15 protein-coding genes and 1 tRNA gene are annotated in these 16,042 nt (G+C 64.8%); 4 read left to right on the top strand and 12 right to left on the bottom strand.

What is annotated here, in order from left to right:
• Nucleotides 1-131 precede the first annotated feature (131 nt).
• Complete coding sequence (locus tag AB0J47_RS00315) at nt 132-701, top strand: nuclear transport factor 2 family protein (protein WP_364338783.1); 570 nt, start codon at nt 132-134, stop codon at nt 699-701.
• Nucleotides 702-870: 169 nt separating this feature from the next.
• On the opposite strand, the gene AB0J47_RS00320 is transcribed toward AB0J47_RS00315, so the two are convergent.
• On the bottom strand, nt 871-3,534 hold the full coding sequence (locus AB0J47_RS00320) for a discoidin domain-containing protein (protein WP_364338785.1): 2,664 nt from the start codon (nt 3,532-3,534) through the stop codon (nt 871-873).
• 274 nt (nt 3,535-3,808) lie between these two features.
• Here AB0J47_RS00320 and AB0J47_RS00325 point away from each other — a divergent pair, with 274 nt between their 5' ends.
• Nucleotides 3,809-4,066: a hypothetical protein gene (locus tag AB0J47_RS00325; RefSeq protein ID WP_364338787.1), complete on the top strand. Its 258-nt coding sequence runs from the start codon at nt 3,809-3,811 to the stop codon at nt 4,064-4,066.
• 617 nt (nt 4,067-4,683) lie between these two features.
• Here the strand turns inward: AB0J47_RS00325 and hemB are convergent.
• The 7 genes from hemB to AB0J47_RS00360 form a co-directional block, all read right to left on the bottom strand.
• Nucleotides 4,684-5,661: a porphobilinogen synthase gene (gene hemB / locus AB0J47_RS00330; protein WP_364338789.1), complete on the bottom strand. Its 978-nt coding sequence runs from the start codon at nt 5,659-5,661 to the stop codon at nt 4,684-4,686.
• Entirely contained in the window at nt 5,658-6,449 is a 792-nt protein-coding gene (locus AB0J47_RS00335; protein ID WP_364338791.1) for an aspartate/glutamate racemase family protein, read from the bottom strand. Before AB0J47_RS00335 ends, hemB begins: the two co-directional genes overlap by 4 nt.
• Before the next feature lies 1 nt (nt 6,450).
• Nucleotides 6,451-7,599: an FAD-dependent oxidoreductase gene (locus AB0J47_RS00340; protein ID WP_364338793.1), complete on the bottom strand. Its 1,149-nt coding sequence runs from the start codon at nt 7,597-7,599 to the stop codon at nt 6,451-6,453.
• Nucleotides 7,596-8,273 (bottom strand): hypothetical protein, encoded by a 678-nt coding sequence (locus AB0J47_RS00345; RefSeq protein WP_364338795.1) that lies wholly within the window; start codon nt 8,271-8,273, stop codon nt 7,596-7,598. The genes AB0J47_RS00340 and AB0J47_RS00345 overlap by 4 nt, the downstream gene beginning before the upstream one ends.
• Before the next feature lie 38 nt (nt 8,274-8,311).
• Complete coding sequence (locus AB0J47_RS00350) at nt 8,312-8,602, bottom strand: hypothetical protein (protein ID WP_364338797.1); 291 nt, start codon at nt 8,600-8,602, stop codon at nt 8,312-8,314.
• Between the two features lie 407 nt (nt 8,603-9,009).
• Nucleotides 9,010-9,150: a hypothetical protein gene (locus AB0J47_RS00355; RefSeq protein ID WP_364338799.1), complete on the bottom strand. Its 141-nt coding sequence runs from the start codon at nt 9,148-9,150 to the stop codon at nt 9,010-9,012.
• A 175-nt stretch (nt 9,151-9,325) separates the two neighbouring features.
• Nucleotides 9,326-9,694, bottom strand: coding sequence for a VOC family protein (locus tag AB0J47_RS00360; protein WP_364338801.1), 369 nt, complete (start codon nt 9,692-9,694; stop codon nt 9,326-9,328).
• A gap of 62 nt (nt 9,695-9,756) precedes the next feature.
• On the opposite strand from AB0J47_RS00360, the gene AB0J47_RS00365 reads away from it, so the two are divergent.
• The gene (locus tag AB0J47_RS00365) at nt 9,757-10,215 is read left to right on the top strand and encodes a MarR family transcriptional regulator (RefSeq protein WP_364338803.1); all 459 of its coding nucleotides are present in this window, start codon (nt 9,757-9,759) and stop codon (nt 10,213-10,215) included.
• Nucleotides 10,216-10,255: 40 nt separating this feature from the next.
• Here the strand turns inward: AB0J47_RS00365 and AB0J47_RS00370 are convergent, their stop codons facing one another.
• From AB0J47_RS00370 to AB0J47_RS00380, 3 genes are all read right to left on the bottom strand, one after another.
• Nucleotides 10,256-10,546, bottom strand: a complete 291-nt coding sequence (locus tag AB0J47_RS00370; protein ID WP_364338805.1) for a hypothetical protein — start codon at nt 10,544-10,546, stop codon at nt 10,256-10,258.
• 626 nt (nt 10,547-11,172) lie between these two features.
• Nucleotides 11,173-13,731, bottom strand: coding sequence for a LuxR C-terminal-related transcriptional regulator (locus AB0J47_RS00375; protein ID WP_364338808.1), 2,559 nt, complete (start codon nt 13,729-13,731; stop codon nt 11,173-11,175).
• Between the two features lie 389 nt (nt 13,732-14,120).
• Nucleotides 14,121-14,193, bottom strand: a tRNA-Lys gene (locus AB0J47_RS00380).
• 346 nt (nt 14,194-14,539) lie between these two features.
• Here AB0J47_RS00380 and AB0J47_RS00385 point away from each other — a divergent pair.
• The gene (locus AB0J47_RS00385; protein WP_364338810.1) at nt 14,540-15,724 is read left to right on the top strand and encodes an Ig-like domain-containing protein; all 1,185 of its coding nucleotides are present in this window, start codon (nt 14,540-14,542) and stop codon (nt 15,722-15,724) included.
• Here the strand turns inward: AB0J47_RS00385 and AB0J47_RS00390 are convergent.
• Entirely contained in the window at nt 15,721-16,005 is a 285-nt protein-coding gene (locus AB0J47_RS00390) for a hypothetical protein (protein WP_364338812.1), read from the bottom strand. The genes AB0J47_RS00385 and AB0J47_RS00390 overlap by 4 nt on opposite strands.
• Between the last annotated feature and the right edge of the window lie 37 nt (nt 16,006-16,042).

Genomic DNA, 16,042 nt, shown 5'->3' on the forward strand with positions numbered 1-16,042 from the left:
CTGACCAAATTATTCGAGATATCCTCTCGAAGAGGAGAAGAGATATGTCTGTAGAAATCCATCGTCGGTTCCTTCCCGGACCGAGCGAGCGAGGTGTACTGCGCACCGCTGTCGCGTTGAGCACGGCGACAATGCTCGGCGCTGTCGGCATCTCGATCGCCAACGCCGAGCCGTCGCCGTCCCCCGCTACCCCGGGCGCCTTCTCGGCGACCGACGCGGTCGCCGATATCGAAGCGATCAAGCAGCTCAAGACCAGCTATTTCGCGGATATCGATGCGAAAAACTGGGACGCGCTGCGCGAACTCCTCGCTCCGGACGTCATCGTGGACACCACGGGCAGCGGTGGCCACATCCTTGTCGGGAGGGACAATTTCATCGCCTTCCTGAAGCTCACGATCGGTCCCGCTAAAACGCACCACCAGGGCTTCGATCCTGCGATCCGGCTGACGTCCGCGACGACTGCCGAGGGCGACTGGAGGCTGGAGGACATACTCATCTGGGGTGGCACACTCGGAGTGCACGGTTATGGCAACTACCACGATCGCTATGTGAACAGCAACGGCAAGTGGGTGATCAAATATTCCAAACTCACCCGCACACGCCTCGATCTCATCAACCCTGACGACGGCACGATAATCCAGGCAGACGTTCCAATCGAGGAGATCGTCCAGAAAGTCAAGGATATCATCGGGCCCTGGTAATCACAGCAAAGGCGGGAGACCACGCACGTGGTCTCCCGCCTTTCTATTCGAGGAGAACCGACAATGGATCGAACCCCACCCATTTTGTATCCCGAACCGCTGATGTGGGTCCGCTCACCTGCCGGATCAGCGCGGAATAACGCCGGAAACTCCTTAGCGATAGTCCACGTCAGCGTGGTGGGCCGGAAATCTCCAGTTCTTGGACAGTGGGATGGATTGTGGGATTGGGATTGATGACCTGGAGGCGTAGGTAGCGGGCGGTGAGTGAGTTTTGTACTGTGCCGGTTGCGGGATCGGTGGTGACTGGTGTCCAGGTTTGGTTGTCGGTGGATGCGGTGATTGTGTACGTCGGGGCGTGCTCGGCCCAGCGCGGGAGGATTCTGCTGATGGGGTGATCGGTGCCGAGATCGACGGTGAGGTTTGCTTGGGTGCCCTCGGGCGCCCAACCGGTGGCGAGGCTGCCGTCGACCGCGGCGGCGGCGTATCGGCCCGGTTCCTCGGAGGAGGCGGCAACCGGTGTACATCGGGCGAGGTTTTCGCTGTGCTCCAGATCCGGTCGTCGAGTCATGACGGTCAAGGGCTGGCTGGCACTTAGCAGGTCTATGCCGGTCGGGGTTTCGACGTGCATCGGCACACCATCGGTGAGGGTGATGATTGTGCTCTCGGGCCCGAGCTCGGCGTCGAACGTTCTTCCCTGCCAGTGCATTCCGTGAATAGACACTCCGGATTTCAGTTCCGGCGATAGCAGGGGGTCGATACGGATCCCGCCCTCGCGCAGGCGCAGCCCCAGCAGTCCGTTCGTGAAAGACTGCAGGAATCCCCCAGCCGCGGTAACGAACGTGAACGCTGGAGCGCTCAAGGTCTCCGTGATACCACCGACACCCCGCGACTCCGAGAATTGCCCGAACGGCGCGCGCATGAATGAACGCACCGCACGTTCGAGATAGGTTTGGGTCACGCATCCAGGGCGCCCGACCGCCGCAGCGGCGATGGCGTGGATGGAGTCGGTCATCGCCGGACCGCCGGGATCGGTGCGTTCGACGTAGTAGTCCAGCGTATGCTCGGAAACCTCTTGGGACATAGGCCATTCCAGTGGATAGATCAGCAGCGCGGCATCAGCTTGTTTGATCGGTGTGCCTGGATAGCCGTCGTACTGGAGGAAGATCTGCCGCGCCGGATCGAACGGAATGTGGAGCCGGTCGGCGATCGTGGTCCATTCGGGTGGGATCGGTTCGCCGAGGAGATCGGCGGCGTGTGCGGCGTCGCGCAGGGCAAGGGCGGCCACAGCGTTGGTATAGACCCCATCCGGTACGCCGTTGCTGTATTCGTCGGGGCCTGCGACATTGTTGATGGAGTAGCTGCCGTCCGGATTCGATGTGACACGCGAGACCCAGAATTCGGCCACGTTCTGCATGATCGGCCAAATGCGGGTGCGTAGATAGTCCTCGTCACCGGTAGCGAGGTAATACTGCCAGGCGGCCAGCGAGATATCGCCCTGCAGATGGATCTGGTTCAGGCAGTGCGGCGGTAGCCAGCTGTGACAATCGGCCAGATCGCCGCGGCTGGCGCTGGTCCACGGATAGAACGCGCCGCGCAAGCCTAGGAGCCGCGCATTGGCCTGCGCGGCCGGTAGCGTCTTGTATCGGTAGTCCACAACCGATTTCGCCAGCTCGGGCGCGAACTGCAACAGCATCGGCAACATCCAGGTATCGGCATCCCAGAACACCGCGCCCGCATAGTTGTCGCTGCTGAGCCCAACCGGTGAAATGCTGTTGTCCTGCTGGGAATTCGTACTCGAATACAGCGAATACAGCGAGCCACGCACCCAAGACTGGACCTCGGGATCATCCGGTATGACAATGTCGCCGCGCCACAGCGTCCGCCACGCCGCCGCTGTGTCGGCGAGCAGCCGCGACCAGCCCTTGTCCGCGGCCCCGCGCGCGGCGTCGAAAGCAGCAGCCGCGGAATCCGAGGCGGTGAGCGTTGTGTCCACACCGACGAACTTCGTCACCTCGTAGGTTTCGTCTGCCCGCACCTCCCACCGCACCTCGCGGCCGATACTCAGTTCGAGCGCTGGCGAAACCTGCTGTGCCGTCGATGCTTTCGTGCGTAACACCGAAGCGACCTCGCCGGTGACCGCTGTGCCATCAGTTCGGAAGCCGACGCCGATACCGTCCTCGCCGCGCGCACCACCGCCGCTCTGCGTCATTCGTCGCGCCCCGGCGCCGTCGATCACATCGCTGACAGTGACCTGACCGGACCAGTGCGGAACCATCGTCAGCCGCACCGCACCGACATGCTGATCGACGCGATCGGTGAGCACCTCGTACACCAGATCGGTGGCCTTGCCGTCCCGTGTGGTCCAGGTGAGAGTGGTGCGTACCAGCCCGCACCGCTGGTGCACCGTCTGTGCGAAATTCGTGATCTGCGCCGCCGGTGTCGCGCCGGAGTACTTCTCGTCGCCGACACCAACGGTGAGGCCCGACCAGTTCGGAATGGCCGCCGCCACCTCGCGGTCCGCGGCGACAGTCGGTGTATGACCGTAGAGTCCGGCAACGAACGCGCCGTCGTAGCGGGGTGTGTACAACGGCCAACCACTGCGCTCGTTCGTCACGGCGTAGCCCATACCGCGCGGGGGCACCCGCAGCCCGAGATAGCCATTGCCCACGAAGGGATGTCGATCGTAGGCGGCATCGACCTCGCTGCTCGACGGTGCCCACTCCGGCGCAGCGGCGACTTCGTCATCCGGGCAAATGGCCCCGATCGTCGTCTCGGAGGTGTGGTGTACGGCGACCGCAGGAACCCGAGTTGCCAGCGCGAGGACCACAAACATCGCAACAGCGATCCAAGCCCTGGCCCACACGCCGATGCGCCCGAAGCACCTGCCTATCAAGGACAACTGCGTACCTCTCCATGTGGCGTACGCCCGTGTACGCCAGCGCCACCGAAAGCTGGATCCGGAGTTATCAACTATTCGATAAAAGTTGACGAATAATTGAGAGAACCATAATGGCGTGTCGGTCGAGGGTCAAGACCGTATTCCTGCTGCGACCGAGCAGATTTCGTGCTTCTCGGCGGGTCGGCACCCGAGCGGGTGAGCCCGAAAGGTGGACCGCTACGTGGTCGCTGGGGCCCCCAAGAGCCAGCGGCCGCTGAAGCGGATCGCGAAGGATTTCGAGATCTCCGTGGACTGCTTGCGCATGACCTCGGCGCCGGTCTCGGCATTGCGTGACGCGATTGCGTTGCAGCTACCGAAACGCACCTTCGTGCACTCAGTTTCGAGCCAAACCGTTCGTATCCGTCTGGCGCGCAATGGACTACGTCGATCCATTGGCAGCCTCGGCGCATGTGTGGCCTTGACCTGACCGGTAGCACTGTTCGCGGACCGGGGGCCGACAGTGACAGCCGGCCCGCGCGCTCGGCAATGACAGCGGTGGCCGGATCGAGCGGGTGGTGGCCCTGGCCGACCGGACCGGTGCCCCGCTGGCGCGCAGCGCGGCTCGACGCGGCCTAGTGCTGGGAGGGGTATCTTCGCGACCGCCGAAACCACCTATCGGCGAGTCGAATTGCTGGCCTCGGTCCCGATGACACCGGCTGGGGGCATTTGGAGCGGGTCAACGCCTTGGCCGAAGCGGCCGAAATCGGCATCGGGGGCCACCGCCCTGTTCGGCCATGACCCAGCGCGCCCGCTCGCCACAGCCGCGGCATTCGATTCGGCCGAGGAGGTCGAGGAGGGCGAGGCCGACGAACCGTCCGCCGCGGACAAGGCCTCCCGCGACTTCGTCTGCCCACTGCCGCTATCAGCGAGCCCGAACACTGAGTCTGGCCGGTGGCGCCTCGACCGTTATCGGCGCCGACGCGTACACCGACTTCGGAACACCGCCTCGGTGAGGTCACGACGACGCCTGAGGCGCCGAGGATCGCTCACCGATCGCCTCTCTCGCGACGTCGACAGCGGCCGAGTTGGGTTGTGGGTCGTCGACTAAGCACGCAGTCGCTGAGCGAACTCGGTGGCCCAGTAGGTGAGGACGATCCGTGCCCCGGCCCGGCGGATCGCGATGAGGCTCTCCTCGATGGCCCTCTCGCGCTGCACCATCCCGTGCTGCGCTGCCGTCTCGATGGCGGCGTACTCGCCCGACACCTGGTAGGCGGCAACCGGCACGTTCACGGCGTCGGCCACTCGGCGCACCACGTCGAGATAGAGGCCTGCGGGTTTGACCATGACCAGGTCGGCGCCCTCCTCGATGTCGAGCAGTACCTCGCGGATCGCCTCCCGGAGGTTGGCGGGGTCCTGTTGATGAGTGGATCTGGCTCCGGTGAACGAGGATTCGACAGCCGTGCGGAACGGACCGTAGAAGGCTGAGTCGTATTTAGCGGCATACGCGAGGATGGCGACGCGCTCGTGTCCGGCGGCGTCGAGTCCGGCACGGATGGCGGCGACCTGACCGTCCATCATTCCACTCGGCGCCACCAGGTGGGCTCCGGCGCAGGCCTGCGCCAACGCGACTCGGGCGTAGGCGTCGAGCGTGGCGTCGTTATCCACGTCACCGTCATTGTCGAGGAGCCCGACCTGGCCGTGATCGGTGTACTCGTCGAGATTGACATCACTGATCACCACGGTCGTGTCGCCCACCTCGGCCGCGACGTCGCGGATCGCGAGCTGCGCGATGCCGCGCTCATCCCACGCGCCACGTCCGTCCGGGTGCCTGTGCTCGGGCACACCGAAGATCATGATGCCGCCGACGCCTGCCTGCGCGGCCGCCGCAGCCGCCTTGCGCAGACTTTCGCGCGTGTGCTGGACCTGGCCGGGCATGGCTGGGATCGGCCTCGGCTCGTCGATGCCCTCGCGCACGAACATGGGCTGAACGAGGTCCGACGGGTGCAGCCGATGCTCGGCTACCAACGCTCGTAGCGCGGCGGTGCGGCGCAGTCGCCGCGGTCGGTCGGTGGGGAAGCTCATGCCTTGAACTCCAAGATCTGCTCGATGTGCGCCAGCAGGTCCGGGGATGGCCGCCGATGCCAGTATCCGGTCGTGGCTTTGGCCGTGATGCCGAGAGCGCGGAGTCCTACCAGGTGCTCGGCGGTCTTGATCGCCAATCCGCCGGGGTCGATGACCGGCAGTCCGCACAGCTCCTGGATCTCCAGGTGGACGAGGAGCTCGTTGGGTATGCCTTCTGCGGGCACCAACCAGTGAGCGCCTGCCGCCGCCGCCCGCTCGGCGGCGACGGTGTAGGCCCGTACAAACGGTTCGAAGTCGCCGGCCAGCGCACGAGAGATGACCGCCGCGCCGTCATCGATCAACTGATAAGAGGCCAATGCGGCGCCCGCGGCGGCGATGTTGTCGGTAATCGGCTCGACCAGATGTGGAATGAAGCCGATCAGGCCGAGCCGATGACGCTCCTGCCTGGCGGTCTGCCAAGTGGCATCGCCGTACCCGACGACGGGAATGGTGGCGCGCACCCGTGCCGCGACCAGCCCCGGGTCCTGGCCAGCGCCGCTGATCCAAGCGGCACAGCCGTCGCGTTCGGCGGCGACGGCGGTGCGCGCGAAATAGTCGGCGAAAAGCAGCCCGATCGTCCCGAACCCGACCAAGTCCTCGGGTAGCTCGGTCGAGTAGAGCAGCGGCGGCAGGGTATGGATCTCGACCTCGGTGGTGGGATCGGAGACCTTTGCCAGATGGTCGGCGTAGAGCTTGTCGAGCAGCTGCGAACGCCCCTCGACGGCATGTTTCTGGAACCGAATTCGCATGTCAGATCTTCCTTACCGGTAATGGGGCGGTGTCGAGCATGGCGGCGTTCACGAGGTAGTTCCTGGTGGCCTCGCGTTCGGCGGCGATGGCTGTGAGCGCGGCGACAGCGGCGCGCAGCCGCGCGCTGTCGCCGTCCTGAACGCCGGCGACCCTGGCCTCACTGGCCGGGACGACATGATCGACCAGGACCGCGCGGCGTCGCCGCGACCACTCCGCCAGCGCGTCCGGTGCGGCCTGTCCGGCCAGCACGCCGGCGAGTGTCCGGCCGAGATCGACCGCATCGTGGATACCGGCGTTCATATTGAGACCGCCTGCGGTGGAGGTGACGTGGGCGGCGTCGCCCGCGAACAACACCCGGCCGTGGCGGAAAGCGTCGAGTACGCCACTCGCCAAGCTGTAGCGGTGCACATCGAAGATGTCCAAGGTGCTCAGTTCCAGCCCGGCCACGCTCCGCGGCACGGGCTCGTCGGGGGCGAGCCGGAGAATGAGCCGCCAGTGGTCGGGCAACCGCAACAAGCTGCACGACTGAATCGGGTCACGCACATAGGTCACCGACGCCAAGCCCGGAAGCAGTTCGTCCAGCGGTGCGCGGGTGAAGATCCGCAACGCATGCGTCGGATAGACCGACAGCGGCAATGCCGCAGCGAGTGAGGCCCGGACAGTGCTGTGCGCGCCGTCCGCAGCGATGAGGTACCTGGCCCGACACCAGCCGCCCGCGGCGCGGACACACACGGATACGCCTGTGTCGGTGACCGTTTGCACCGCGGTGCCGAATCGGACATCGACCTCTGAATACGCTTCGAGGGCGGCGAGCAGCAGCGCGACGAGCTCCGACTGCTCCACGTGCAGCCGAAAGGGATACCGGGTCAGCTCGCTCAAGGTGGCCATGCTCATCTCGGCAAGTACCGCCCCGGACAGGTCGCGCCACTGCAGGCGGTTCACGACGACGCCGCGCGCCACCAGGGCCGCGGCCACTCCATGCTCGTCTAGCAGTTCGAGCGTGGCCGGGTGAAAGGTGGCGGCGCGTGAACGCGGCGCGGGCCGTGGCTCTCGTTCCAGCACCAGCACCGACACCCCGGCCCTGGCCAGGGTGAGAGCCGCAACCAAACCGACCGGTCCAGCGCCCGCGACAATCACCTCGGGGCTCATGTCGCGACCGACTGGGCCGGCGTCTGGGGCGCGGTGCGTCCCCAGGAGGCGGGCAGGCCTGCGCTGGTCAGCGCCCACCAGACGCTGCACAGGTTGGCGGTCAGAACGAGCCGCTCAGCACGCGAAGTCAGCAGGTCGATCGCGCGCAGCGTGCGCATGCCAGTGCCGGTCAGCAGCAGCGCCGTGTCCCGTGGCGGCGCGGCCTGCTCGAGCTGCGCAACAAGCTGGTCCGTAGTCACCTCGTAGGGAGCGAAACGCGTTCCGGCCCGCACCGCGACCACTTGGGCGATTCGGACGCCCGCCGCCGCCCAGAACCGCTCGGCGCATGCGGTCAGCCACGGCTGGTAGGGCGAGACCAAGGCGACTTCATCGACGCCGAGGTGTGCCAGCGCGCATCTGATGGCTTCGGTGGCGGAGGCGACCGGCAGGCCGAACTCTGCGCTCAGCTCGGCGCACTGGCGACGATCGTCGGCCGGGCCGAGCAGATAACGGGAGCCGCTGCACGCCATGACCAGAGCGTCGAGCGACAGATCGCCGAACGAACGGATCATGTCGGGCAACGCGTCGTTGTAGGCGTCCAAACGCTCCGCCAGCGGGCGGCCTGGCCGTACCGGAAAGCGGGTGACATGCAGATCTGCCCGCGCGTCGAGGAGGCGTGCGAACTCCGGCTCCACCGCCGGATTGGACGGTGGCACAACCACACCCACTCTGGTCAAGGTTTGCCTCCTGGGCGGTCGAATACGAAGAAGGTCCGAAGCGCGTCGACGAGTCCGGCATCGCGGGCCACCCGCGATCCGAGGTCGCCGAGGAGGCCATCGACCACCCGCTGGATGGCGCGGGCCACTTCGGCGCGCGCGTCGGCGTCGAGCCTGGGTGCACGGGAGTCCAGGCGACGCAGCTCCGCCTCACACACGGCCCCCACCCAGTTCCGCAGCGACGACAATGTCTCCGTGGTGAGCCGGTTTGCCGTCTGGTCGTCGGCACTGGTCTCGATCGGCTCCATGTGGGCGCTCCGTACGACGACAGGACCTGACAATGCCGCGCTCATCGGCGGTCCGGCCGCGATGCCGTACACCAGAGGTCGGCATGGATGGGTTGCACAGCGCACGTCCTCCGGTCTCGGCTTCCGCAGCTCGCCGAGATTTCGCCGGTCAGACGTTCGACGCCACTGCCGCAACAAGTTTCGGATACCGTCGGACAGCGCAGGTAGTAGGGAAACCCCTCAAATCGGTTACCGGTCGAGTCGTGGCCGATGCCGGACACCGGCGCCGACGGCGGCGAGTTCGGCGCGAGACGAGACGCGGAGCTTGGCAAACAGGCGGGTGAGATGGGGCTTCGACCGATTTCTCGCTCAGGAACCACAAGATGCGTCGCGCGTCGGTCGAGCGCGCTCATGCACCCGATGACCGGTCAAATGGTCAGATCGTGCTGATCTACCAACTGGGCGTAATCCGTGTGGATTTCGCCATCGAACAGTTTCCAGTAGAAGGCGTTCATCGCCGTGGCGGCTGGTGCGTGTCGGGTCAGGATCGCGGCCACCGTCGGAGCCACGTCGGCCGGGATACGGCCAGCCGCGCGCTGGAGTGCGCACTCGTTACGGGCGACGGGGTCGCGGCTGGTCGGTATCGGTATCACCCCGGGGTAGACAAACGTCGCCCGGATTCTCGAGTCTCGGGCGCAACCGCGCTCTGCGGGGGCTGGTGATCGTCCGGTGGCGTTTGGCCTGTCAGGCGCGGTCGTGGAGCGTGACCTGGTAGCCGTCGGGGTCGGCGAAGGTGAATGTCCGACCGAAGGGGCCGTCGATCGGTGCGGAGACGATGGTGTGACCGTCGGCGACGAGAGCATCGTGAATGGCCTGGACGTCTGTGGCGTGGAGCCAGATCGCGGCACCGATGCCGGGCTGAGCAACGGATGCGAGATCGGTGCCGGAAACGACGTCGCGGAGTGCGAACGCGATCGGCTTCGTGTCGAAGACGACGGCGTGCGGAGGTCCGGTCTGCGAGCGGACGAGGCCGAGGTACTGCTCGTAGAACGCCTGCGAAGCGTCGAGGTCGCGCGCTTGGAGCGAGATGAAGTCGGGGCCGGTGGCGGGCATGATGATGCTCCTCAGTCTGTGTCAGTTTTCTGACACCGGTTAATCTATGTCAGAATACTGACATGAGTCAAGACGGTGCTGGCGTCGACTTGGAGACGTCACTGGGCTACCTGCTGAAAGAGGCGTCGAGCGCGCTGCGTGCAGCCATGGACGAGGTGCTGCGGCCGCTCGGGATGAGCGTGACGCACTACTCCTGCCTCGAGCTGCTGGCTCAACGACCGGGCTTGTCGAACTCCGAGCTCGCGCGGGGCGCGTTCGTGACCCGGCAGACGATGAACGTGCTGCTCCAGGCCCTGGAACGAGACGGCTACGTGACCAGGCCTGCGGAGGCACCCGTCGGGAAGGTTCTGCCCACGCGGCTCACGCCTCGCGGCCGACGGAGCCTCGAGAAGGCGACCGTAGCGGTCCGGTCCGTCGAGGTCAGAATGCTGGCCTGCATGACCGAGACCGAGCAGTCAAACGCCTTCCGGATCCTGCGGAGCATGATCCATTCCCTGCGCGATGGCAACGACGGTGCATAGCTTCAGCCGCACCTCGCGGCTGATGCGCTGATGGAATGGTTCACAACTCGACTTCGTGCACCGCGGCACCGGCTCGCACTTCGAGGACCGCCAGCAGGACCATCCGGCACACCGACATATCCGACATGTGTCCACGCAGGGTTATCACGGTGTGTGCCTCGGCTCGCCTGCATTCCTGGACGAGATCGACGAACGCCGGGGGCAGTGTCCCGTTCTGTGGTGGGGGCTCGCGAAACACGGTGCCCAGCTCGTAGCCGAGTGACCTGGCAGTGTCCCGCAGTCTGGCTTCGCTCGAATTCCAGTCGCGGTCACAGAGCAAATCGTCACGCACGTATCCGTATGCAAGAGGTAATAGTGCAGTTGTCATGGATGATTCGGTTTCCGGTCGGTCGGCCACGAGAGATTACACTTCGGTCAGCCGGATGGATTTGTCATCGCAGGGCGGCATATACGCACCTGTTCGCCGTCGACTCGGCAATGAAGTCGAGCTCGGCCCGTCGCAAGATTGTGTGGTTGAAGGGCTGATGACGGCGTCACCCAGACCTTCGTCTTCTGCACGACAACCAGCATGGGCCGTAGGTATAGACCCCAGCATCGGTAATGGACGTGGGCTATACCTATGAAAAGGCATCAGCAGGGCTCGCGAACACAAGCACCTCTGGGGTGGGCGGGAGGCTGACCTCGAAGAATCCCGACATGTCAGGGGAGCCGGGGCATTCAGAACGCCGTCCGTCTGCCACTCGACGGCATCGACATCGAAACATACCTTCACCGGCACGGTCGCCGGGAAGGACACCACACGCCGTTAGCTGGGCGGGCTGATCGCGTACGTCCGCGACGGTTTCGTCGTCGTCGCCGATATGTTCGTGCCAGGGGAGGGGGCGAGTTCGCTGACCACAAGGATCGGGTAGGTCAGACCGAGATCGGATGCGCGGGTCTTTCAGACAGTCCCTGCTGTCAGCGCGGTCGTCGGGCGGTTTCGCCTCGGACCTGGTCGGTGAATCTACTGGGGATGTGCTCGGATATGTCGGCACGTGAAGTGATGGCCAGTTTATTGAAAATCGCCGCGATTTGGGCGTCGACAGTTCGGGACGACTTTCCACGGCGGAAGGCAATGTCGACGTTGGTCCACCCGGCCGCGGCCAGGATCGCGACCTGTTGTTCGGTCCGGGTCAATTCGTACCAGTGCGATGTGGCGCCCGCGTCCGCTGGAGTATCGATGGTCAGTGTGCCCAGTGCCAGCCGTTGCACTTCGTTTCGTTCCGGACGCAGGCGCATGCCTCGGGCTTCTGCCGCAGTGAAGGCGTCGGGCCCCAGTACCCGGCGGGCGACAGCGATAGCTTTTTCGGATTCGTCGAAGAGGGGACCAGACGCCTTGAAGTCGATGCCGAGCTTGGCTCGTAGGGTGGTGGTGCCGCCGGCCAAGTGGGCGATTTCGGTGGCCAAGGCAATCAGTTTCTTGCGGTCGGGTTTTCCGGCGACGATCGAGTCGGTGATGATGTGCGCCAATGACCAGGTGCGGTATTGCACCAACCACACCGCGGCCCATTGCTCGTTGGTGGCGAGGTGATACGCCAGCGAGGATCGTTCGAGAGCCAGTGCATCGGTGGGGTTGCCGTGCAGCGTCAAGGCTGCCGCCCTGGTGAGGTCGGCGCAAGCCTTTTCCCATGGAATTCCGGAAATGGACGCGCGCTCTAGGTAATGCTGCGTAATCTCGTGGGCTTGCTGCGCGGTTCCCAGCATGCCAGCGGCCAGGGCAGCGAACAGCTCGTTCATTGAGGCAGCGCCGTGGTCGCCGTAGGCCTCGAATTTATCCCTGGCTCGGCTCAGGACGGTGATGGCGCGGGCGTCACGGCGCGCGAATATGAGCTCCGCACCCCATGCGAATTCGACTGGAGCGGGCAGCCCGATGTCGGTCTCGGCGGTGTCTCGCCAGTTCCGAATGATGTCTGGGTCGGGGATGCAGGCGGAAACGCAGTCATCGAGCAGCTGTTCGGCATCCTCGTGGGTGCCTTGGAGCGTGGCGAGCCATGCGATGGTGGCCATGGCCCCGATCTGGAGTTCGAAGGGTTGCGGGGTTGCTGCCCGGGTGGCGTCGAGGCAGCGTAGGGTCCACTGGCGAATTTCTCGTACGGAGCCGCTGGTGAAGCACACCTGCAGTGTGATCAGCCCGAGACAGATCTCCAGACCGTCTCCGGCTCGGCCCGGGGTGGTGATGCTGGTTTCGATCGCGGTGAGGGTGTTGGCCCAGACCGTCCGGGCCCAGTCCACCAGGGCTTGCCCTTCGGGATCGAACCAGTTGGCCGCGGCGTAGGCGATCCTGTCGTGGTAGTAGCTGCAGTGCCGCTGGGCCAAGCGGGTGGGTTCGTCCACCGCGGCGGTGGAGCGCTGGCGCAGTCGCTGTTGGGCGAATACCCGCAGGCTCTCCACTAGTGAATACCGCACCGTGGTCGCCGTCCTGTGCGTCGTGACCAACGATTGATCGACAAGCCGCTCGAGCAGGCCCTCGATTTCCGGCCGGGTCAGGGTCACTCGGGTATCGCTGGTTTCGTCGTCGCAGCAGATTGTCTCGATGGCGTCCAGCTCGGCACCCACATCCGGTGCAGCCGCTGTGGTGTCGTCGGGATTGGTGTCGTAGCCGGCGGCGAACACCGACAGGCGGTCGAAGAGCAGACGTTCCTTGTCGCTGCACAGCTCGTAGGACCAGGAGATGACGTCGACGACTCCTCGATGGCGCGGGTCGGCGCCCACGCGGGGGCCATGCGACCAACTCAGTCGAGTGTCATCAGCGTGGCCGGTGAGCCCGTGCAGAATGGCGGCCATCGGTTGGCGAAGCAGGCGTGCGGCCGCCAATTGGATGTAGAGGGGATGGTTGTGGACGTGGCGGCAGATCTCGGCGGCGGTGGTGGTCTGGTCTTTACCGGTGACGGGATGTTCGGTGAGTTCGGCGCGTTGCCGAAATAGGGCCAGGGCCTCGCGCTGCGATAGCGGCGGAACGGTGATCAGGTGTTCGTCGATCCAGCCGATGGGTTCTCGGCTGGTGGCCACGATGCTCAGCCCCGGTACCGTCTCGATGAGGTCGGCGATCAGGGGCCCGACACCGGAGAGTACGTGCTCGCAGTTGTCGAGCACCAGCACGGAGTGCGGGGCACGTCCGGTGGTATCGGTCGGGGTGAGGGTGTCGACCAAGGCGTCCCACGCCGATCGCCCGGAGAAATCCGCCTTGATCACTGCATGGGCGACTTCTTCCGCGACCGCGGTCGAATCCGAATCCGGAGTCAATCGAGCCAATCGAGCCCAGTACGCTCGTGTTTTCCTGGCTTCGGCTTTACCGCAACGGCGCACCGCTTCGACGGCCAGACGAGTCTTCCCGATGCCACCGGGGCCGATGAGGGTGATCAACCGGGCTGGGCCCAGCAGTAGGGTGCTGATCTTTTCCAGCTCGCGGTCTCGACCGACAAAGCTGTAGGTGACAGCGGGTAGGCTGCCTGCACCATCCCGGTGCCTGACATCCATACCAAACAATTATAGGCCCCGCGTCCCGAGGCTGAACCCCTCGTCATCAGCGCCACCCGACGGCGCGAAAAAGGGTCTGTCCAGCTATTCGCTCAGTCGTCGGCGCTTGGCAGCGCTGGCCTTACGGGCGCTCGTGTTTCCCGGCTGCGGTGGAGTGCTGCGCGATCTGCACACAGAGTTGGGGGATTCTCGTGAGGGCATCACGGAGCGGCGTTACATCGTCTCGCCGGAGCAGGCACCGGACTCATCGGCCGTGCTGGAGCTGGGGTAGTACCGCCAGCTGAGGAACCATTGGTCATTGGTGGTGACTTTTTGGTGTTCTTTTGGTGACGGTCCGGTACAGCGAAACAAGCCCGATCATTAAATCGGGCCTGACCTGCTAATTTAAGTGCGCCATCAGGGACTCGAACCCCGAACCCGCTGATTAAGAGTCAGCTGCTCTGCCAATTGAGCTAATGGCGCGTGTCTTGCTGCGCTCCGTGTTCCGGTGCGGGACAAACATTAACAGGCCGAGTACCCAGAAGTGAAATCGGTTTCTGACCGGGGGCGATGGGCGAGTTCGCGATGGGTGTTAACACCCGGTGGGGCGCGGATGATCTAACCGGTGGAACTCGCCTGAGGCGGAGTGATTTCACATTGGACCGGACCCGTTGCGCTGGCAGAATGTCTGGAGCGTGGTCCGAACCGAACTCCGTCGGCGTTGCGGGAGGAGCGTGGTCGGGTTGGATTCCGAGCCATCGGTGCCCTGGTGCATCGGGACTTGAAACGGGGTTTGGTTATGAGCGTTGGTCTGGGTCGACATCGGTCGATGAGAAAGATCACGGGGCCGGTAATCGTATGCGCGGTGTTAGCGCTGGCCTTGACGGCGTGTTCGTCGTCCAACGCCGCTGACAACTCGACGGTGGCCATCGACCGTAATCCGATCACCGAGCTGATGAAGCCCAAGCTGTTGTCGCCGGTCAAGGACGGTGACATGGGGGTTTCGCCAGGCGTGCCGCTGACCTTCAAGGTCGACGACGGCAAGTTCACCACCGTGACATTGACCAACTCACAGGGTGTTTCGGTCGCGGGCAAGCTGGCCGCGGACGGGCGGACCTGGGAGACCACCGAAGTACTCGGCTACGGCAAGAATTACAGGCTGAAGGCCGACGCGATCGGGCTGGGCGGCGCGAACTCCACCGTATTGAGCTTCACCACCAGTTCTCCGGGCAGTCAGACCAAGCCGTATCTGTTGCCGGGCGAGGGCGAGGTGGTCGGCATCGGTCAGCCGGTGGCCGTGCAGTTCGACGAGAACATTCCGGATCGCAAGTCCGTGCAGAACGCGATCAAGATCACCACTGAGCCGCCGGTCGAGGGCGCCTTCTACTGGGTGAACAATCGCGAAGTCCGGTGGCGGCCGGAGCATTTCTGGGCGCCGGGCACCAAGGTCACCATCGATGTGAACGTCTACGGCCGTGATCTCGGCAACGGACTGTTCGGTCAGGACAATATCCACTCGTTCTTTACCATCGGCGATCCGACGATCTTCACTGCGGATGACAACACCAAGCAGGTGACAGTGGAGATGAACGGCGAGGTGGTGCGGACCATGCCGACCTCGATGGGTAAGGACAGCACGCCCACCGATAACGGCATCTACATCGTCGGCGATCGTTTCGACCGCATCATCATGGACTCCTCGACCTACGGCGTCGCGGTGAGTTCGGCGAACGGCTACAAGACGCCGGTCGACTACGCGACCCGGCTTTCCTACTCGGGCATCTTCTTTCACTCCGCGCCGTGGTCGGTCGGTGCGCAGGGCTACTCGAACACCAGCCATGGCTGCCTGAACCTGAGCCCCGCCAACGCGCTGTGGGTTTTGCAGAACGCCAAGCGCGGCGATATCACCATCGTCAGGAACACCGTGGGCGGCACGCTTTCGGGTGTGGACGGCCTCGGGGACTGGAACATCCCGTGGTCGGAGTGGAGGGCGGGCAACGCCGACAACAGCTAGCCCGACGCGCAAGTGAGCGTCGCTCCGACGGCGCTCCCGAGCGCGGCGCACAGTAGCGGCCCGCCGAACAGCAGATTCTCGAACCCGGACATCGCGGCACCGGCCGAGCCGGTGCCCGAGGAGCCGGTGGTGGTGAGACCGCCGGCCGATCCGGTGGTGGTCGAGCTCGAACCCGTACTGGATCCGGTGCCCGGTTCGACCACGATATCCGCGGTCGCGGTACCGGTGGCGCCTGCGAGCAGGGTTGTGCCGAGGAAAGCTGCGATTACCGCCGAACGCATCACGAACTTGGTGTCTTTCTGATCAGCCGGGGTAGCG

The sequence above is a fragment of the Nocardia sp. NPDC049737 genome (assembly GCF_040674755.1).
Taxonomy (GTDB): Bacteria; Actinomycetota; Actinomycetes; order Mycobacteriales; family Mycobacteriaceae; genus Nocardia.

Coding starts and splice junctions, on each gene's coding strand:
- AB0J47_RS00335 (WP_364338791.1), bottom strand. CDS start 6,449: ATGCGAATTCGGTTCCAGAAACATGCCGTCGAGGGGCGTTCGCAGCTG.
- AB0J47_RS00320 (WP_364338785.1), bottom strand. CDS start 3,534: ATGTTTGTGGTCCTCGCGCTGGCAACTCGGGTTCCTGCGGTCGCCGTA.
- AB0J47_RS00365 (WP_364338803.1), top strand. CDS start 9,757: ATGAGTCAAGACGGTGCTGGCGTCGACTTGGAGACGTCACTGGGCTAC.
- hemB (WP_364338789.1), bottom strand. CDS start 5,661: ATGAGCTTCCCCACCGACCGACCGCGGCGACTGCGCCGCACCGCCGCG.
- AB0J47_RS00385 (WP_364338810.1), top strand. CDS start 14,540: ATGAGAAAGATCACGGGGCCGGTAATCGTATGCGCGGTGTTAGCGCTG.
- AB0J47_RS00375 (WP_364338808.1), bottom strand. CDS start 13,731: ATGGATGTCAGGCACCGGGATGGTGCAGGCAGCCTACCCGCTGTCACC.
- AB0J47_RS00390 (WP_364338812.1), bottom strand. CDS start 16,005: ATGCGTTCGGCGGTAATCGCAGCTTTCCTCGGCACAACCCTGCTCGCA.
- AB0J47_RS00360 (WP_364338801.1), bottom strand. CDS start 9,694: ATGCCCGCCACCGGCCCCGACTTCATCTCGCTCCAAGCGCGCGACCTC.
- AB0J47_RS00315 (WP_364338783.1), top strand. CDS start 132: ATGCTCGGCGCTGTCGGCATCTCGATCGCCAACGCCGAGCCGTCGCCG.
- AB0J47_RS00350 (WP_364338797.1), bottom strand. CDS start 8,602: ATGGAGCCGATCGAGACCAGTGCCGACGACCAGACGGCAAACCGGCTC.
- AB0J47_RS00340 (WP_364338793.1), bottom strand. CDS start 7,599: ATGAGCCCCGAGGTGATTGTCGCGGGCGCTGGACCGGTCGGTTTGGTT.